This is a genomic window from Streptomyces sp. NPDC001744 (assembly GCF_042892575.1).
Lineage (GTDB): Bacteria > Actinomycetota > Actinomycetes > Streptomycetales > Streptomycetaceae > Streptomyces.
Map to the genome: position 1 here is coordinate 105,109 of NZ_JBIAUG010000011.1, position 16,465 is coordinate 121,573.

The following is a 16,465-nucleotide window of genomic DNA, read 5'->3' on the forward strand; positions in this document are numbered from 1 at the left end:
GAGGCGGCGTACGGAGCGGCTTTGCTTGGATGGCCGCATGAGCGCCTCCGAAGAGATTCTCGATGTCGTGGACGAGCGGGACCGGGTGATCGGGCAAGCCCCCCGGGGGGAGGTGTACGCGCGGGGCCTGATCCACCGCTGCGTCTTCGTCCGGGTCCGGGACGCCGAGGGCAGGGTCTTCGTGCACCGCAGGACGCCGGTGAAGCTGGTCTTCCCCTCCCTGTACGACATGTTCGTCGGCGGGGTCGTCGGCGCGGGCGAGTCCTACGACGAGGCCGCGCTGCGCGAGGCCGAGGAGGAGCTGGGGGTGCGCGGACTGCCCCGGCCCGAGCCGGTGCTGCGCTTCCTGTACGACTCCGGGGGCGTCGCCGGGAAGTGGTGGTCCGCGGTGTACGAGGTCCGCTGCGAGCTGCCGGTGGACCCGCAGGCCGAGGAGGTCGCCTGGCACGCCTTCCTGACGGAGGACGAGCTGGCCGCGCGGCTCGGCACGTGGGAGTGGGTGCCGGACGGACTCGCCGCGTACGAGCGCCTGCGGGCGCACGGGGCGGGACGGGGCTGAGCCCGGGGCCGGGCGGGCTGGGGGGCGGGGCGGGCGGGCCGGCAGGTCGGACGGGCCGGGCCGGAGCGTCGGCGGACGGGCCGGGGGCGCCGCGCCGGGTGATCGTCGCGCCGCTAGGGTGCACGTGTGAGCGATTTCGTGCGGGGTCTGCGGCTCTGGTTCGCGCCGCGGCGGCTCCAGGAGGAGGGGGACACCCCCGACTACCGCTTCTCCCTCGCCAACGAGCGGACCTTCCTCGCCTGGATCCGGACCGCGCTCGCCCTGGTCGGCGGTGGTTTCGCCGTCGACCAGTTCCTGCCGGACCTGCGGTGGGGGGCGCGGGTCGGGCTCGCGCTCGCGCTGCTCGCCGCCGGGGTGCTGTGCGCCCTGCGCGCGGTGAACCACTGGGTGCGCTGCGAGCGGGCCATGCGGCGGGGCGAGGACCTGCCGGTGTCCCGGTTCCCGGCGGTGCTGAGCCTCGTGGTGGCCGTGGTGGCGCTCGCGATGGTGGTGGTCGTCGTCTTCGGCTGGACCGGGCGGTGAGCCCGGCGGCCGGCGAGGCGGCCCGCGACCCCGGGCTCCAGCCGGAGCGGACCCGGCTCGCCTGGCGCCGCACGACGCTCTCCTGCACGGTCGTGGCGGTGCTCGCCGTCAAGCTGACCGTCCAGGGCGGGGCCACGACCCGGGGGCCGGCCGGACTCGCCCTGTCGGTCCTCGTGTGGGTCGCCTTCCTGGTCGTGGCCCACCGCCGCGTCCGCGCCCTGGGGACGGCCCGGCCGCGCCCGCTCTCCCACCGGGACGCGCTGCTCGCCGCCGCGTGCGTGATCGCGCTGGCCCTCTTCGGAGCGGTGCTGGTCCAGTGACCCGGCGGGGACGCTTCGGTCCCCGACCGGTCCTCCCGCGTCCCCCACGGGGCGGTGCCCCCGGCGGGCCCCTCCCCCGCCGGTCCTCCCCGCCTCCCCTACGGGACGGTGACCACGACCTTGCCGTTCAGGCCGCCCTCGGCGTTGGCGCGCTGGGCGTCGGCCGCCCGCTCCAGGGGGAACGTCTTCGCCACCCGTACGCCGATCGCCCCCTCGTCCGCCAGGCCGGCGAGGGCCTCCAGGTCGGCGGCGTCCGGACGGACCCAGTAGTAGCGGCCGCCCAGGGCGGTGACCCCGGCGTCCGCGATCGAGGCCAGGCGGCCCCCCGGGGCGAGGAGTTCGGCGGAGCGCTTCAGGTACGGACCGCCGAGGGTGTCGAAGACGGCGTCCAGGCCGTCCGGGGCGAGGGCCCGGACCCGGTCGGCGAAGGTGTCCTCGTCGTAGCGGACGGGCTCGGCGCCCAGCTCCTCGACCCGCTCCAGGCCCCCGTCCCGCGCCGCTCCGAGGACCCGGCAGCCGAGGTGCCGGGCGATCTGCACGGCCATCGAACCGACTCCGCCGGCCGCCGCGTGCACGAGGACGGTGTCGCCGGCGCGTGCCTCCAGGGCCCGGTGGAGCACCTGGTACGCGGTGAGGCCGGTGAGCGGGAGGCCCGCCGCCTCCTCGAAGCCGAGGGAGCGCGGCTTGCGGGCGAGGGTGCGGACGGGGGCGGCGACGTACTCGGCGAAGGTGCCGCGGGAGAGGAAGTCCTCGCGGACGTACCCCATGACCTCGTCGCCCTCGGCGAACTCGGTGACGGAGACCCCGGGCCGGACGACGACGCCGGAGACGTCCCAGCCGGGGACCACGGGGAAGACGGCCTCCAGCATGCCGTCGAGGGCGCCCTCCTGGCACTTGCGGTCGACGGGGTTGACGGAGGCGGCACGGACCTCGACCAGGACCGCGTCCGGTCCGATCTTCGGCTCCGGCCGCTCGCCGTACTCCAGGACTTCGGGGCCGCCGTAGCGGCTGTAGCTGATCGCCTTCATACCCCGACCCTCGGCGCGGTGCGGAACGGCCGCAACTCGGGGGCCGCGCACGGCGGACGCCGGGACGGCGGCCGGTCCCGGGGGCCGGTGCGCCGACGTTCCGGACGGGACGGTTCCGGGTTCCTCCGGACCGGGGCCGACTGGCACTCTTCCCCCTGTCCTGTCGGCTCTCATCGGGGGAGATCCTCATGCCCAGCACCGATCCCCACGTGGTCGCGCTCGCACCGAACGTCCACGCCTTCGTCCAGCCCGACGGGGGCTGGTGCCTGAACAACGCCGGTTTCCTCGGCGACGCGGAGGAGTCGCTGCTCGTCGACACCGCCGCCACCGAGCGCCGGGCGCTGCTGCTGCGCGAGGCGGTCCTCGCCGAGGGGCTTCCCCTGCCGAGGACCGTCGTCTCCACCCACCACCACGGGGACCACACCTACGGGAACGGGGTGTTCGCCCCCGAGGCCCGGATCGTGGGGCACGAGAACTGCCGCGCCGAGCAGCTCGCGGCCGGCCACCAGCTCCACCTCCTCTGGCCGCGGACCGACTTCGGACGGATCGACATCCTGCCGCCGTCCGTCACGTACACCGACCGGCTGACCCTGCGCGTGGGCGGGGTCGAGGTGCGGGTGATCCACCCGGGCCCCGCGCACACCACGGGCGACTCGATCGTGCACCTCCCGGAGCAGGGGGTGGTCTTCACCGGCGACCTGGTCTTCCACGGCGGGACGCCGTTCCTGCCGATGGGCTCGCTGGCCGGTTCGCTGCGGGCCCTGGAGCTGTTGCGCTCGCTCGACGCGCCGATCGTGGTGCCGGGGCACGGGCAGGTGACCGGCCCCTCCGCGTACGACGCCACGGAGCGGTACCTGCTGTGGGTGCGGGAGCTGGCCGCCGAGGGGTACGCGAAGGGCGACTCCCCGCTGGAGACGGCGCGGCGGGCGGACCTCGGCGAGTTCGCCGCGTGGCGGGAGAGCGAGCGCCTGGTGGCGAACCTGCACCGGGCGCACGCGGAGCTGGAGGGCCTGCCGGAGGGGCATCCGCTCGACCCGGCGGTGATCTTCGGGGACATGGCGGCGATGAACGGCGGCGTACCGGTGGCCTGCCACGCCTGACCCGTACGGAGGAGGAGCGCGGGGGCCGGGCCGTCCGGGGAACGACCCGGCCCCCGGCGCACCCCCGCACGGACGCGGGGTCCCCGTTCGCGGTCACGACCCGGCCGGAGCACGACGGTTCGCCCGGTGCGCCGGGCGTGAGGAGCGGGCATACAGGAAATCCCGGTGCGAACGGTCATGGCCGGCCGGCCCACGGCGTGCGGCTGCCGCCCGGGTCCGGGGAAAGATCGCCGGGCAGGCCAGGGCGCCGGCTACGGTCCGCCTCGCGCCGGCGGGGTTTCCGGCCGACGGCCGGACCGAGGCGTACGGGACGTTCACCGAGGCACCCACGCGCCCGGAGCCGGAGCGGTTCTTCTTCCTCCGAGCCGGTCAGGGAGTTCCTTCGGCAGAGCCGCGAAGGGAACGCGGCGTCACCGCGTCCTGTTCCGTGAGGTGGGTGTCCACGGTGGCGTTCAGGTCGGCCATGAACGCTTCGACCTGTTCCAGGAACCGGGGCGGGTAGTGCGACATCGCGGCGTCGAGGCGGTGGGCGAGCGGGCCGAAGAACTCGTCCGCCCGCTCCTGGATGTGCCCGCCGCTGCGCAGCGTGACGATGCGCCGGTCGGAGTGCTCGCGGGCCCGCGTGATGTGCCCCGCCGATTCGAGGCGGTTCAGCAGCGCGGTGGTGGCGCCCGTGGACAGGGAGATCCGCTCGCTCAGCCGCGCCGGCGACAGGGGAGTGCCGCGCTCCTCGGCGGCGGCGATCTCCAGGACCGCGGTCGCGTCCGTGGAGTGCAGGCCCAGCCGGCCGGCGAAGCGCCGGCCGAGCTCGGCGTAGTGGCCGCCGTAGATCCTCAGCGACTCCATCAACCGCTCGCGCCGCTCCGCGACACCGTCGCGCACTGCTTCCTCCACGCCTCCGCCCTTCTCTCCCGCCGCACGGTCCACGCACCCCGCTTTGACAACCTACCGCCACCAATTTACCTTCATCGTCGAATTACTTTACCGTGGAGGTATCTGGCGTGCGTGACCCTTCCCCCATCCCCGAGGAGACGACCGGGCCCTACCGGTGGCGGTGGCTGATCCTCGCGGTGATGATCGTCGCGGAGATCATGGACCTCCTGGACGCCTCGATCGTCAACGTCGCCGGACCGGACCTGGAGAGATCCCTCGACGCCGGTTCCGTCGGACTGCAGTGGGTGATCGGCGGCTACGCCCTCACCCTGGGCGCCGGGCTGGTGCTCGGCGGCCGCCTCGGCGACCGCTACGGCCGGCGCCGGATGTTCCTGATCGGGCTCGCCGCCTTCACCGCGACCTCGCTGCTGTGCGCGATCGCGCCGAACATCGGGTCGCTGATCGCCTTCCGCCTGCTGCAGGGCACCGCCGGAGCGATGCTGCTGCCCCAGGGCCTGGGCCTGCTGCGGGAGAACTTCTCCGGCCCCGAGCTCACCAAGGTCTTCGCGATCTTCGGCCCCGTCCTCGGTCTGGGCGGCATCATCGGCCCGGTCCTGGGCGGCTTCCTCATCGAGGGCGACTTCTTCGGCCTGGGCTGGCGCTCGGTCTTCCTGATCAACCTGCCCATCGGCATCGCGGCACTGGTCGTCGCCGCGAGGTTCGTGCCCAAGAAGGCGGGCGACCGCACCGTACGGGTCGACGTGGCCGGCGCCGCCCTGGTCGTGGCGTCCTGCGCCCTGCTGGTGCTGCCGTTGAACCAGGGCCAGGAGAACGGCTGGCCGCTGTGGACATGGCTGTCCGTGGCCGCCTCGGTGACCGGTTTCGCCCTCTTCGCCCTCCAGCAGCGCCGCACGGCCGCCGCGGGCCGCGAGCCGCTGGTGACCCCCGGCCTGCTGCGCAAGCCGGCCTTCACCGTCGGCCTCGGCGGCATCGCCCTGTTCTTCGGCGGGCTCGTCGGCACCCAGCTCGTCCTGACCCTGTTCCTCCAGATCGGCCGGCACTTCACCGCCGGTGACGCGGGCCTCGGCAACCTGCCCCTCGCGGTGGGGACCGCGATCGGCGGCGCCATCAGCGGCGCGTTCCTCGCCGACAGGATCGGCCGCAAGGTGCTCCAGATCGGACCGCTGGTCCAGCTGGCCGGCGCGGCCGTGCTGTGGTTCGAGCTCGACGGCCTCGACTCCGCCTCGTTCTCGATCTGGGACATCGTCCCGGGCACGACGGTGGCGGGCATCGGCGCCGGCATGGTGATCGCCGCCCTGTTCAGCTTCATCCTGGCCGCGGTCGACGACGACGAGATCGGATCCGCCTCCGGCGTCCTGTCGGCGGTCCAGGCGGTCGGCGGCTCCATCGGCGTCGCGGTCTTCGGCTCGGTGTTCTTCGCCCGGGCCAAGACCGGCGACTTCACCAGCGGCTTCCACCACGCGCTGATCGTCCAGGCGTGCCTGCTGGTGGCCTTCCTCGCGATCACCTTCCTGCTGCCCGAGAAGGGCCGCCCCGAAGAAGAGCAGCACGGCATCACCCCCGAGACGGCCGCCGACGACTCCAGCACCCGGCAGCACCTCGCCCTCTGAGCCCCGGCCGGGGACCGTGCACGCGGCGGCCCCGGCCGGCCCGAACGGACCGCGCACCGGGGCCGCCGCCCGACGCGAGGGAGGACGAGGAAGCCGAGAGGGAGCGTCACGACGCACCGGAACGCGCTGATCGCGGGAGCCGGCATCGCCGGTCCGGCCCCGGCCCACCGGCTCGGACGGCGCGGAACGCGGGGCGTCCTCGTCGAGCGGGCTCCCGCCCCGCGGGAGGGCGGGCAGACCGTGGACCTGCGCGGTGCCGGACGGGGCGTCGCCCGCGAGGGGGGCCCGGAAGCCGTCGAGCGGGCCCACGGCGACGTCGCCGTCCTCCAGACCGGCGACGCCCCCCGGCCCGACCCGGACGCCGCAGCACCCGGCTCGCGACCATGATTGTTCCCACCGGGACCTCCTGCACGCCGACCACTCGCACCCGTGCGCGGAGGGCCGCCCTCTGGACGACATACCGACTGGTCGGTCATCATGAACGCCGACCGCAGCCGATCCGGAGGTACGCCCATGAGTTCCGCCCCGCCGCCAGGTCTCGACCCCGAGCGGCTGCGCCGCTTCCTCGACCGCGAGCGGCCCGGCCTGCTGGCCGGCCCCCTGGAAGCCCGGCTGATCGAGGGCGGCCGGTCGAACCTGACGTACGCGGTGACCGACGGCACCGCCACCGGCCGCTGGGTCGTCCGCAGGCCCCCGCTCGGCCACGTCCTGGCCACCGCCCACGACATGCGGCGCGAGCACCGCGTCATCAGCGCCCTGCACACGACGGACGTGCCCGTTCCCGGGACGGTCCTGCTCTGCGAGGACGAGTCGGTGCTCGGCGCGCCGTTCTACGTCATGGAGTTCGTGGAGGGCACCCCGTACCGCTCGGCCCGCGAACTCGCCCCGCTCGGCCCCGAGCGCACCCGCGCCGCCGTCCTCGGCCTGGTCGACACCCTGGTCGACCTGCACGCCGTGGACCCCGGGGCGGTCGGGCTCGGTGACTTCGGGCGCCCCGACGGCTTCCTCGACCGGCAGCTGCGGCGCTGGGGCAAGCAGCTCGACGCCTCGCGCGGCCGGGAGCTGCCCGGGATCGACGAGCTGCACGCCGCTCTCGGCCGCGCGCTGCCCGCCTCTCCCCCGCCCACCGTGATCCACGGCGACTACCGGCTCGACAACGCCCTCGTCGGTCCCGACGACCGGATCCGGGCCGTCCTCGACTGGGAGATGTCCACCCTCGGCGACCCCCTCACCGACCTCGGCCTCCTCGTCATGTACAGCACCCCGCTGGACCTGCCGGACTCCCCCGTCTCCACGACCGCCACGGCCGCCGGCCACCCGGCCACCGCCGAACTGGTCGAGCGCTACGCGGCCCGCTCGGGCCGCGACACCTCCGCCCTGGCCTGGTACACGGCCTTCGCCTGGTTCAAGCTCGCCGTGATCCTGGAGGGCATCCACTACCGCTACACCCTCGGCCGGACGGTCGGCGCCGGCTTCGACCGCATCGGCGACCTGGTCCCCGTCTTCATCGAGCACGGCCTGACCACCCTCCAGGAAGGCTGAACCGCCATGGACTTCGCGTACGACGCCCGCACCGAGGAACTGCGGGCGAAGCTGCTCGCCTTCATGGACGAGCACGTCTACCCGGCCGAACGGACCGCCCACGAGCAGCGGGAGCGGCTCGCCTCCCCGTGGGACGAGCCGCCGGTGGTGGCCGAGCTGAAGGCCGAAGCCAAACGGCAGGGCCTGTGGAACCTCTTCCTCCCGGACGCGGAGTACGGGGCGGGCCTGACCAACCTCCAGTACGCGCCGCTCGCCGAGATCACCGGCCGCAGCCCGCAACTGGCCCCGACCGCCCTCAACTGCGCCGCCCCGGACACCGGGAACATGGAGCTGCTCGCCCAGTTCGGCGACGAGGCGCAGAAGAAGCAGTGGCTGGAGCCGCTCCTCGCGGGCGAGATCCGCTCGGCGTTCGCGATGACCGAGCCCGACGTCGCCTCCTCCGACGCCACCAACATCGAGACCCGGATCCGGCGGGACGGCGACGCGTACGTGATCGACGGGCGCAAGTGGTACATCTCGGGGGCGATGCACCCCGACTGCAAGGTCTTCGTCGTCATGGGCAAGACCGACCCCGACGGCACCGACCCCCGCCGCCAGCAGTCGATGGTCCTCGTGCCGCGCGACACCCCGGGCGTCGAGGTGCGGCGCGCGATGCGGGTGTACGGGTACGAGGACCATTACCACGGCGGCCACGCCGAGGTGGTCTTCGACGACGTCCGGGTCCCGGTGGCGAACCTCGTCGGCGAGGAGGGCGGCGGCTTCGCCATCGCCCAGGCCCGGCTCGGCCCCGGCCGCATCCACCACTGCATGCGGCTGATCGGCATGGCGGAGCGGGCGGTGGAGCTGATGTGCCGGCGCGCGGTCTCCCGCACCGCCTTCGGCAAGGCGCTGGCCCAGCAGGGCGTCGTGCAGAACTGGATCGCGGACGCCCGGGTGACCGTCGAGCAACTGCGGCTGCTGGTCCTCAAGACGGCCTGGCTCATGGACACCGTCGGCAACCGGGGGGCGCACACCGAGATCCAGGCCATCAAGATCGCGACTCCGCGCGCGGTCGTGGACATCGTCGACAAGGCCGTGCAGGCGCACGGGGCGGGCGGGGTGTCGCAGGACTTCCCGCTGGCCGAGCTGTGGGCCGCGGCGCGGACGCTGCGGCTCGCGGACGGGCCGGACGAGGTCCACCAGCGGTCCCTCGCACGCCGGGAGCTGAAGAAGTACCTCTAGACCGCCGGGACCGGCCGCGCCCCCCTCGACGGGGGCGCGGTCAGGGGCGCAGGGCCCGGAGGAGGAGGTCGGCGAGGTGGTCCGCGACCTGCTCGGGGGTGAGCGGACCGTCCGGGCGGTACCAGGTGGACAGGTGGTGCACGGAGCCGAAGTGGTAGTCGACCACGAGGTCGGCGGGGGTCCCGGAGGAGAACACGCCCGTCCGCTGGCCCTCTTCGACCAGGGCCCGGAACCGCTCGTGGTAGCGGCGCCGCTCGGCCCGCACCCGCTTGTTCTTCTCCGGGCTGAGGTGGTGCATGGAGCGGAAGAAGATCGCCGCGTCGTCCAGGTTCTCGATGGTGGTCACGACGACGTCGGCGGCGGCGGCGCGCAGCCGTTCCTCCACGGGCGCGTCGGCACCGGCGAAGGCGTCGAGCCGTTCCTGCTGGAGGCGCAGGACGCGGGCGTAGACCTCCTGGAGGAGGTCCTCCTTGGAACCGAAGTAGTGGTAGAGGGCGCCCTTGGTGACCCCGGCGGCCTCCACGATCTCCTGGACGGAGGTGCGGTCGTAGCCCCGCTCCGCGAAGAGCCGGGTGGCGGCGGCGAGGAGCCTCTGGGGGACGGGGGCTCCGCTCCCGTCCGTCGTCCTGGCCATGCTCCGCCGCCTTCCCTCGCGCTCGTTCTGATGCGTGCCCGTACCGGCACGCGCGGTCGTCCTCCGTGCCGGGAACGCCGTCTCCGCCCCAGATCTTCCCATCCGCCGGGGCCCGGCCTAACGGGCGCCCGTCTCCCAGGTGCGCTGGACGTGGTTCATGGTGGCGAGCCAGCGCTCGGGGTCGGTGGCCCGGTTGCGGTGGTAACCGGCGACCTCGGGGTGGGGCAGGACCAGGAAGCGGCCGTCCCCGACGGCGTCCATGAGGGCGTCCGCGACGGCCTCGGGCTCGATGGCCGTGGGGGCGAGGACCAGCTCGCCCGCGCTCCCGGCGGCGGTGAGCATGTCCGTGCGGACGCCCTGCGGGCAGATGGCGTGGACGGCGAGGCCGCGGTGCCGGTAGGTGAGCGAGAGCCATTCGGCGAAGGCGTACGCGCCGTGCTTGGAGACGCTGTACGGCGCCGCGCCGATCATGGTGAGCAGTCCGGCGGCCGAGACGGTGGAGACGAAGCGGCCGCTGCCGCGCTCCAGCCACTCCGGGAGCAGGGCGCGGGCCGCGCGGACGTGGGCCATGACGTTGACGTCCCAGGCCGCGGCCCAGACGTCCTCGTCGGCGAAGGCGTCCCCGGGCGAGGCGAGGCCGGCGTTGGCGCACCACACGTCGAGGGCGCCGGCGCCGCCCAGGGCCTCGCGGGCCTCGTCCACGACGGCGGAGGCGTCGCCGGGGACGGCGACGGCCCCGATCTCCCGGGCGACGGCGCGGGCGCGGTCGGCGTCGAGGTCGTTGACGACGACCCGGGCGCCTTCGGCGGCGAAGCGGCGGGCGAGGGCGGCGCCGATGCCGCCGCCCGCTCCGGTGACGACGACCCCGGCGCCGCGAAGGACGCCCGTACCCGTTCCCGTGCTCGTGTCCGCGCTCATGGGTGGCCCACCTCTCCAGGACTTTCCGGGACGACGACCCGCGCAGACTAACCGGTCGGTATGTACGGGGGGAAGAGCGGATCCGCACGCCTCGTTCCCGGATGCCGCCGGGACCGCTAGCGTGCGTGCCCGTGTCACGCGCCCCGGCCGGGGCCGGCGATCGAGGAGGTTCGCGCATGGGTCTGTCGCGTCGGAGTCTGCTGGCCGCCGGAGGCGCCCTCGGGGCGACGGCCGCCACCGCGCACCCCGCCCGGGCCGTGCCCCCGGACCGGGGGGCCGGGCACCGCCGGGTGCGGACCGGCTTCGAACGGCTCGCGGCGGACGGGTACGCCCTCCTGTCCGGCCAACGGGTCGGGGTCGTCACCAACCCGACCGGCGTGACCGCCGACGCGCGCCACCTGGTGGACGTGATGCACGCCGACGAGCGGGTGGACCTGGTCGCCGTCTTCGGCCCCGAGCACGGCTTCCGGGGCACCGCCCAGGCGGGCGGTTCGGAGGGCCGGTACGACGACCCGGCGACGGGGCTGCCCGTGTACGACACGTACCTGAAGAGCGGCCGGCCGCTGGCCGACGTCTTCGCCGCCTCCGGGGTGGACACGGTCGTCTTCGACATCCAGGACGTGGGGGCGCGCTTCTACACCTACATCTGGACGCTGTACGACTGCATGGAGGCCGCCGCCCTCGCCGGGAAGCGGTTCGTGGTCCTGGACCGGCCGAACCCGGTGACCGGCCGCGCGGCCCTCGGCCCCGTCCTGGACCGGGCGTTCGCCACCTTCGTGGGACGCGAGCCGGTCGCGCAGGCGCACGGCATGACGGTGGCGGAGCTGGCCCTGCTCTTCAACGGCGAGTTCCTGGACGAGCCCGTCGCCCTGGAGACCGTGCGGATGACGGGGTGGCGGCGGACGGACTTCTTCGACGCCACCGGGCTGCCCTGGGTCCCGCCCAGCCCCAACATGCCCACGCCGGAGACCGCGCTCGTCTACTCGGGCACCTGCCTCTTCGAGGGCACGAACCTCTCCGAGGGCCGGGGCACCACCCGTCCCTTCGAACTCCTCGGCGCCGAGGGGGTGGACCACCGGTGGGCGGAGGCGGCGAACGCGCTCGGCCTGCCCGGGGTCCGCTTCCGCGAGGCGTACTTCGCGCCGGTCTTCTCCAAGTTCCAGGGAAGGACCGTGGGCGGGGTGCAGCTGCACGTCCACGACCGGGAGGCCTTCGACCCGGTACGGACGGGGATCGGCCTCCTGGTCACCGCCCGCCGCACCTGGTCCGGCTTCGCCTGGCGGCCGGACCACTGGATCGACCGGCTGACCGGTTCGGCCCGGGTGCGGACCCTGATCGACGCGGGCGCGGACACGGCCGAGGTCGTGGGGGCGTGGCAGGCGGACCTGGACGTCTTCCGGGCGGTGCGGCGGGGGTACCTGCTCTACCGCTGAGGGCCGCCCGCGGAGCGGGCCCCTCCGCGCCCCTCCCTTCCCGCGCGGCTCTCCCGGCCCGTCGCCCCCGTGTTCCGGTGGCGCGGTGACGCCGGACCCCTCGCCGCGGGTCTGGGGAGGACCGCGCGCGGGCATGCTGGCCGTGGAGCCGCCGCCCGCGCACGGGCGCACCCGGTGCCGCGGCCCCCTCGAAGCGGAGGGACGGTCGTGCCGTGACCGGGATGAGTGTGGAGCCGTACCGGGAGATCGTCTTCGACGAGGACGGCGGGGGGCCGCCGGAACAGGCGGGGGCCCTCGCCGCGCTGGCCCGGCGGGGAGTCTCCGACCTGGTGCTGTTCGCGCACGGGCGGAACGGCTCCCCGTCCGGCGCGACCCGGCTCTGTTCGGACTTCTTCGCGCCCTTCCCCGGACTGCTCGCTCCCGGGACCGAGGCCGGGTACGCGGGGGTGGTCTGGCCCTCGACGGTGTTCACGGGCGAACCGGGCCCCGACTACCGGGCCCTGGCGACGGTCCTCCCGGACAGGGAGCCGGTCCTGGAACGGCTCACCGGCCTGCTGGCGTCGGGGACGGTGGCGTCCGCGGAGTTCGGCGCGCTACTGCGGACCCTGGCGGACGTGCCGGGGGACGGCGGGCCGGTGCCGGAGTTCCTGGCCTCGGACCCGGCGGAGGCGTGCGCCCTGTTCGCCGAGGCCCTGGCCCCCGGGCTCCGGGACGGGGCGGAGCGGTACCGGAGGGGAGCCCGGGAGGCGGTGCGGCAGGCCGCGTACCACGTGCTGCGGCGGCGGGCCGGGTACGTCGGGGAACACGGGCTCGGGCCGCTGCTCGGCGAGCTCGCCCGCGCCGCCCCCGGACTCAGGGTCCACCTGGCGGGCCACGGGACGGGCGCCCGGCTCGTGGCGTACGCGCTGCGGGGGCTGCCCGCCGGGGCCGGGCCGGTCGCCTCCGTGACCCTCTTCCAGGGAACCTTCTCGCACTACGCCTTCGCGGCGGAGCTGCCGCACGCGCCCGGACGGGCGGGCGCGCTGCGGGGCCTCCAGGACCGGGTCCGCGGCCCGTTGGTGGCCTGTCACTCGCGGCACGACACGGCGCTCGGCGTGCTGTACCCGCTGGCGGCGCGGCTCGCGGACGGTTCCGGTCCGCCCGGCGCGGACGATCCGCGCTGGGGAGCGATCGGGCACGACGGCATACGGGCGGTGCCGGGGACGGCGGTACGGAGTCTGGCGGCGGTCCTGCGCGGGAGGATGCCGCGCGCGGGGTGCGTCAGCGTGGACGTGGCGGAGGTGGTCCGCTCGCACGGCGACGTCTGTCGTCCGGAGCTGGCCCGGGTCGTGGTGGCGGCGTCCGGGAGCGGCCGGTAGCCCCGGCGGGCACGGGCGTTCCGCCGTGCCCCGGGAGCCCCTTCCGTCCCGTCGGCGGCCGCCTCCGGAAGACCGATGGAACGCGGAGGGCCTCCCGTTCGTCCCTCTGATACCGCGGAAGGACCAGCGACGGAGGTGGCGGGAGATGGCCGGTTTCCGGAGTCTCGCGAGACAGGTGCGCGATCCGGGGTGCGACACGGCGCTGCGCAGGTACTCCCTGCGCAAGTGCCTGGAACGGTTCGCCCCGTACGGGCACCGGGCGACCTGGGACCACCTGTGCCGCAGACACAGGTTCGGGCCCGAGGACCGGGAGCTCGACCCGGAGCGGCTGGTGGCGGCGCTCGACGAGCTGGAGGAGGCGCGGGCCGTGTGGCTCGCGTACGAGGAGGGGTTCGCCGCCCGGCGGCGGCGCGAGAAGCACGAGGGGCTGCGCCGGCCCGGCGCGCTCGACGACTGGCACCGGCGGGTCTGGGGCGGCAACGGCGTGGTCCGGTGCGGCGACCCCGGGGTGCACCCGTCGGACCCGCTGCCGGAGGTGCTGCGGCGGTTGGTCACGGCCCTGGAGCGCGGACCGGGCGAGGCGTGCCCGGTGTGCGCGGGGCCCCGGATCGAGTGGCCCGGACCGGGCGACGGGTACGACCCCCGGTACGGCCCCGTGTGCGGGGACTGCGGCGTGGGCGTCCCGCGCGCGGTGCTCACGCCGGGGGCGCTGGCCCGGGCCCGGGACGGCCGGCACCGGCCGATGGCGTCGGCGGCGTAGGGCGGGGAGCGGGCGGGCGGCCGGGGTCCGGGAGGTCCCGGCACGGCCCGCGCGCGCCCGGTGCGGGCACCCGGCGAGAGGGTCCGGCACGGCCGGCGCCGTGTCCTACGCCCCGTCCTCCGGGGCCGGGCGGCGCACCGGGAGGAGGCGGGAGCCCGCCATCCGCTCGCCGAAGGCGTCGTCCGGGTTGGACAGGACGCAGGTCTCCAGGGAGAGGCAGCCGCATCCGATGCAGTCCGTCAGGTGGTCGCGGAGCCGGCCCAGTTGCCTGATGCGCTCGTCGAGTTCGGCGCGCCAGGCCGCCGAGAGCCGGGCCCAGTCCTCGCGGGTGGGCGTGCGCTCCTCCGGGAGCCGGGCAAGCGCCTCCCTGATGGTGGCGAGGGGGATGCCGACCCGTTGCGCGGCGCGGACGAAGGCGACCCGGCGCAGGGCGTCGCGGCTGTAGCGGCGCTGGTTGCCGCTGGTGCGGCGGCTGCTGATGAGCCCCTTGGCCTCGTAGAAGTGCAGGGCGGAGACGGCGGCTCCACTGCGGGCGGAGAGCTGGCCGACGGTGAGTTCGTGGATCTTCTCTGGGATCTGCGGCACTCCGCGACCCTACGGGACCCCTCCCGGCGTCCGGCCGGGTGCCCGCCCCGGCGTCCGGACCGGCGTCCGCCCGGTGTCCGGCCGGGCGTTGACAGCGTGCCGCCCTCGCCACAATGCTGAGCAAGCGCTTGGACAGCGCGACCGGAACACCCGGGACCGCAGGGCCGGGAGGCCGGGAGAGCGTGACGAGAGGGAGCAGGGACATGGCCGAGCCGAGGATCTTCACCTCCGCCGAGGAGCTGCGCGCCGGGGTCGGCGAGCGGCTGGGGTACAGCGACTGGCTGGAGGTCGACCAGAAGCGGATCGACCTCTTCGCCGAGGCCACCGGGGACCACCAGTGGATCCACGTCGACCCGGAGCGCGCCGCCGCCGGACCGTTCGGCACGACCATCGCGCACGGCTATCTGACCCTGTCGCTGCTCCCGGTGCTCGTCCCGCAGGTCCTGGTGGTCGAGAACGTGCGGATGGGCGTCAACTACGGCACCGGGAAGGTGCGCTTCCCCGCCCCCGTACCGGTCGGCTCGCGGCTGCGCGCCACGGCCGTCCTGACGGAGGTCGAGGAGGTCGCCGGCGGGGTGCAGGTGACGGCAGTGGTGACCGTCGAGCGCGAGGGCTCCGGGAAGCCGGTCTGCGTCGCCGAGTCGATCTCCCGCTACTACTTCTGAGCGCCGACCATCCTGAGCACGAGGTCGGCGTAGAGCGCGCCGACCTCGTCGGGCGTGCGGCGGCCCTGGGTGGTGAACCAGCGCGAGACGTCGATGCAGAGGGACAGCACGGCGATCGTGGTGCCGGACACGTCGGGGACGTCGAACTCCCCCGCCGCGACCCCCTCCTCGATGATCCCGCGCACGGCCGCGTCGGACCGCCGGCGCAGCTCCACGATCTCGGCGCGGTGCGCGGGACCGAGGGCGTCGAGTTCGTACTGCACGACGCGGGCGGTGGTGTGGCGCTCGGCGTGCCAGCGGACGAAGGAGCGCACGGCGTCGGCGAGGCGCTCGGCGGCGGTGCCCTCGCCGTCGGCGGCGGCCCGGAGGATCTCCAGGGCCCTGTCGTGACCGATCCGGCTGATCCGGTGGAGCAGCTCTTCCTTGGTCTTGTAGTGGATGTAGAGCGCGGCCGGGCTCATCCCGGCACGGCCGGCGATGTCCCGGGTGGTGGTGGCGTGGTAGCCGCGCTCGGCGAACGCCTCGACGGCGGCCACGAGCAGCCGCCGGGCCGCCTCGGGCGTGACCTCGCCCCAGGGCACGTCCTCGCCGCCGGGCGTCTCCTCCGCCGCGCTCATTCCGTACTCCCTCTCGGTCCCCGTCAGGACGAACACCATACAACGAGGGTGAGCAAGCGCTTAGATTCGCCCGGGGCCCCGGCGGGGCGGACCGGCCGGCGCGGCGTCACTCCTCCGGGGCCACGCCGAGGTCCCGGCGCATCGCGGTCCTCATGGCGCGGAGCAGGCCCCAGATCTCCGCCTGGTCCCGGGCCGCGCCGGCCACCGTCTCGCCGGGTTCGGGCTCTCCCCGTTCGAGGCGCTTGACCTGGCCGTAGACCTCGCTCAACGCCCTGTTGACCTCGCTCGTCCGTGCCAGCACGGCATCGGGGGCGATCATCTGCGCCTCGGAGTGGCTGTCGCGGTGGACCCTCTTCGCCTCCTCCAGCGCCTCCTTGTCGGCCTCCCCCGCACCGCCCTCCCGGATGACGTGCAGGTGCCGGTTGAGCGCCGTGGTGAACTGGCGCGCGCCGCGGTTGAGGGCCACGTAGCAGGCGCGCCGCAGGAGCAGGTTCTCGCGGGCCTCCTCGTGGTCCCGGAGCAGTGCCGTCTCCCGGCGTCTCACCCGTTCGGCGACCCGCTGGCTGAGGACCGCGCCCCCCAGCGTCCCCGCCACGCCCGTCACCGCGATGATCACGGAACCGAGATCCACGACACCCCCCGAAGCCGTTCACTCCCCTGTCCACCGCTCCCTACCCACGGCCCGCCGGTCCCCAAGCA

19 protein-coding genes are annotated in these 16,465 nt (G+C 74.9%); 12 read left to right on the forward strand and 7 right to left on the reverse strand.

The window, feature by feature from the left end:
- The first annotated feature begins 37 nt into the window (after positions 1 to 37).
- From ACFYZY_RS15605 to ACFYZY_RS15615, 3 genes are all read left to right on the forward strand, one after another.
- Positions 38 to 559 carry an NUDIX domain-containing protein gene (locus ACFYZY_RS15605; RefSeq protein ID WP_388693776.1) on the forward strand — a complete coding sequence of 174 codons (522 nt, stop codon included), beginning with the start codon at positions 38 to 40 and terminating at the stop codon, positions 557 to 559.
- 126 nt (positions 560 to 685) lie between these two features.
- Complete coding sequence (locus ACFYZY_RS15610) at positions 686 to 1,081, forward strand: YidH family protein (RefSeq protein ID WP_388693778.1); 396 nt, start codon at positions 686 to 688, stop codon at positions 1,079 to 1,081.
- Positions 1,078 to 1,401 carry a DUF202 domain-containing protein gene (locus ACFYZY_RS15615; protein WP_388693780.1) on the forward strand — a complete coding sequence of 108 codons (324 nt, stop codon included), beginning with the start codon at positions 1,078 to 1,080 and terminating at the stop codon, positions 1,399 to 1,401. Before ACFYZY_RS15610 ends, ACFYZY_RS15615 begins: the two co-directional genes overlap by 4 nt.
- A gap of 98 nt (positions 1,402 to 1,499) precedes the next feature.
- Here ACFYZY_RS15615 and ACFYZY_RS15620 read toward each other — a convergent pair whose 3' ends face one another.
- Positions 1,500 to 2,429, reverse strand: coding sequence for an NADP-dependent oxidoreductase (locus tag ACFYZY_RS15620; protein ID WP_388693782.1), 930 nt, complete (start codon positions 2,427 to 2,429; stop codon positions 1,500 to 1,502).
- Between the two features lie 188 nt (positions 2,430 to 2,617).
- Between ACFYZY_RS15620 and ACFYZY_RS15625 the strand changes: the two genes are divergently transcribed.
- Positions 2,618 to 3,529 (forward strand): MBL fold metallo-hydrolase, encoded by a 912-nt coding sequence (locus tag ACFYZY_RS15625; RefSeq protein ID WP_388693783.1) that lies wholly within the window; start codon positions 2,618 to 2,620, stop codon positions 3,527 to 3,529.
- A 369-nt stretch (positions 3,530 to 3,898) separates the two neighbouring features.
- Here ACFYZY_RS15625 and ACFYZY_RS15630 read toward each other — a convergent pair whose 3' ends face one another.
- Positions 3,899 to 4,375: a MarR family winged helix-turn-helix transcriptional regulator gene (locus tag ACFYZY_RS15630; RefSeq protein ID WP_388693980.1), complete on the reverse strand. Its 477-nt coding sequence runs from the start codon at positions 4,373 to 4,375 to the stop codon at positions 3,899 to 3,901.
- Positions 4,376 to 4,530: 155 nt separating this feature from the next.
- Between ACFYZY_RS15630 and ACFYZY_RS15635 the strand changes: the two genes are divergently transcribed.
- The 4 genes from ACFYZY_RS15635 to ACFYZY_RS15650 all read left to right on the forward strand — a co-directional run bounded on the left by ACFYZY_RS15635 (position 4,531) and on the right by ACFYZY_RS15650 (position 8,796).
- A complete protein-coding gene (locus tag ACFYZY_RS15635; RefSeq protein ID WP_388693784.1) occupies positions 4,531 to 6,033 on the forward strand; it encodes an MFS transporter in 1,503 nt (500 codons plus the stop codon).
- 240 nt (positions 6,034 to 6,273) lie between these two features.
- Positions 6,274 to 6,420, forward strand: a complete 147-nt coding sequence (locus tag ACFYZY_RS15640; RefSeq protein ID WP_388693785.1) for a hypothetical protein — start codon at positions 6,274 to 6,276, stop codon at positions 6,418 to 6,420.
- Between the two features lie 126 nt (positions 6,421 to 6,546).
- Complete coding sequence (locus ACFYZY_RS15645; protein WP_388693786.1) at positions 6,547 to 7,575, forward strand: phosphotransferase family protein; 1,029 nt, start codon at positions 6,547 to 6,549, stop codon at positions 7,573 to 7,575.
- Positions 7,576 to 7,581: 6 nt separating this feature from the next.
- Complete coding sequence (locus ACFYZY_RS15650) at positions 7,582 to 8,796, forward strand: acyl-CoA dehydrogenase family protein (protein WP_388693788.1); 1,215 nt, start codon at positions 7,582 to 7,584, stop codon at positions 8,794 to 8,796.
- 40 nt (positions 8,797 to 8,836) lie between these two features.
- Here the strand turns inward: ACFYZY_RS15650 and ACFYZY_RS15655 are convergent, their stop codons facing one another.
- Both ACFYZY_RS15655 and ACFYZY_RS15660 read right to left on the reverse strand, forming a co-directional pair.
- Positions 8,837 to 9,430 (reverse strand): TetR/AcrR family transcriptional regulator, encoded by a 594-nt coding sequence (locus ACFYZY_RS15655; protein ID WP_388693790.1) that lies wholly within the window; start codon positions 9,428 to 9,430, stop codon positions 8,837 to 8,839.
- 117 nt (positions 9,431 to 9,547) lie between these two features.
- The gene (locus tag ACFYZY_RS15660) at positions 9,548 to 10,348 is read right to left on the reverse strand and encodes an SDR family oxidoreductase (protein WP_388693792.1); all 801 of its coding nucleotides are present in this window, start codon (positions 10,346 to 10,348) and stop codon (positions 9,548 to 9,550) included.
- 176 nt (positions 10,349 to 10,524) lie between these two features.
- On the opposite strand from ACFYZY_RS15660, the gene ACFYZY_RS15665 reads away from it, so the two are divergent.
- The 3 genes from ACFYZY_RS15665 (at position 10,525) to ACFYZY_RS15675 (ending at position 13,899) form a co-directional block, all read left to right on the forward strand.
- Positions 10,525 to 11,781 carry an exo-beta-N-acetylmuramidase NamZ domain-containing protein gene (locus ACFYZY_RS15665; protein WP_388693794.1) on the forward strand — a complete coding sequence of 419 codons (1,257 nt, stop codon included), beginning with the start codon at positions 10,525 to 10,527 and terminating at the stop codon, positions 11,779 to 11,781.
- A gap of 221 nt (positions 11,782 to 12,002) precedes the next feature.
- Complete coding sequence (locus tag ACFYZY_RS15670) at positions 12,003 to 13,139, forward strand: serine-threonine protein kinase (RefSeq protein WP_388693981.1); 1,137 nt, start codon at positions 12,003 to 12,005, stop codon at positions 13,137 to 13,139.
- 145 nt (positions 13,140 to 13,284) lie between these two features.
- On the forward strand, positions 13,285 to 13,899 hold the full coding sequence (locus tag ACFYZY_RS15675; protein WP_388693796.1) for a hypothetical protein: 615 nt from the start codon (positions 13,285 to 13,287) through the stop codon (positions 13,897 to 13,899).
- Positions 13,900 to 14,004: 105 nt separating this feature from the next.
- Here the strand turns inward: ACFYZY_RS15675 and soxR are convergent, their stop codons facing one another.
- Positions 14,005 to 14,484 (reverse strand): redox-sensitive transcriptional activator SoxR, encoded by a 480-nt coding sequence (soxR, locus tag ACFYZY_RS15680; protein ID WP_388693797.1) that lies wholly within the window; start codon positions 14,482 to 14,484, stop codon positions 14,005 to 14,007.
- Between the two features lie 203 nt (positions 14,485 to 14,687).
- Between soxR and ACFYZY_RS15685 the strand changes: the two genes are divergently transcribed.
- Positions 14,688 to 15,149, forward strand: coding sequence for a MaoC family dehydratase (locus ACFYZY_RS15685; RefSeq protein ID WP_388693799.1), 462 nt, complete (start codon positions 14,688 to 14,690; stop codon positions 15,147 to 15,149).
- On the opposite strand, the gene ACFYZY_RS15690 is transcribed toward ACFYZY_RS15685, so the two are convergent.
- Together ACFYZY_RS15690 and ACFYZY_RS15695 are read right to left on the reverse strand one after the other, a co-directional pair.
- Positions 15,140 to 15,766, reverse strand: coding sequence for a TetR/AcrR family transcriptional regulator (locus ACFYZY_RS15690; protein ID WP_388693984.1), 627 nt, complete (start codon positions 15,764 to 15,766; stop codon positions 15,140 to 15,142). The two genes, ACFYZY_RS15685 and ACFYZY_RS15690, sit on opposite strands and share 10 nt — an antisense overlap.
- Positions 15,767 to 15,872: 106 nt before the next feature.
- Positions 15,873 to 16,397, reverse strand: a complete 525-nt coding sequence (locus tag ACFYZY_RS15695; protein ID WP_388693800.1) for a hypothetical protein — start codon at positions 16,395 to 16,397, stop codon at positions 15,873 to 15,875.
- Between the last annotated feature and the right edge of the window lie 68 nt (positions 16,398 to 16,465).

Excerpts from the sequence above, each read along its gene's own strand:
- ACFYZY_RS15605 (WP_388693776.1), top strand. The coding sequence starts at position 38 with ATGAGCGCCTCCGAAGAGATTCTCGATGTCGTGGACGAGCGGGACCGG.
- ACFYZY_RS15620 (WP_388693782.1), bottom strand. The coding sequence starts at position 2,429 with ATGAAGGCGATCAGCTACAGCCGCTACGGCGGCCCCGAAGTCCTGGAG.
- ACFYZY_RS15625 (WP_388693783.1), top strand. The coding sequence starts at position 2,618 with ATGCCCAGCACCGATCCCCACGTGGTCGCGCTCGCACCGAACGTCCAC.
- ACFYZY_RS15630 (WP_388693980.1), bottom strand. The coding sequence starts at position 4,375 with ATGGAGTCGCTGAGGATCTACGGCGGCCACTACGCCGAGCTCGGCCGG.
- ACFYZY_RS15645 (WP_388693786.1), top strand. The coding sequence starts at position 6,547 with ATGAGTTCCGCCCCGCCGCCAGGTCTCGACCCCGAGCGGCTGCGCCGC.
- ACFYZY_RS15650 (WP_388693788.1), top strand. The coding sequence starts at position 7,582 with ATGGACTTCGCGTACGACGCCCGCACCGAGGAACTGCGGGCGAAGCTG.
- ACFYZY_RS15655 (WP_388693790.1), bottom strand. The coding sequence starts at position 9,430 with ATGGCCAGGACGACGGACGGGAGCGGAGCCCCCGTCCCCCAGAGGCTC.
- ACFYZY_RS15660 (WP_388693792.1), bottom strand. The coding sequence starts at position 10,348 with ATGAGCGCGGACACGAGCACGGGAACGGGTACGGGCGTCCTTCGCGGC.
- ACFYZY_RS15665 (WP_388693794.1), top strand. The coding sequence starts at position 10,525 with ATGGGTCTGTCGCGTCGGAGTCTGCTGGCCGCCGGAGGCGCCCTCGGG.
- ACFYZY_RS15670 (WP_388693981.1), top strand. The coding sequence starts at position 12,003 with ATGAGTGTGGAGCCGTACCGGGAGATCGTCTTCGACGAGGACGGCGGG.
- ACFYZY_RS15675 (WP_388693796.1), top strand. The coding sequence starts at position 13,285 with ATGGCCGGTTTCCGGAGTCTCGCGAGACAGGTGCGCGATCCGGGGTGC.
- ACFYZY_RS15685 (WP_388693799.1), top strand. The coding sequence starts at position 14,688 with ATGGCCGAGCCGAGGATCTTCACCTCCGCCGAGGAGCTGCGCGCCGGG.
- ACFYZY_RS15690 (WP_388693984.1), bottom strand. The coding sequence starts at position 15,766 with ATGAGCGCGGCGGAGGAGACGCCCGGCGGCGAGGACGTGCCCTGGGGC.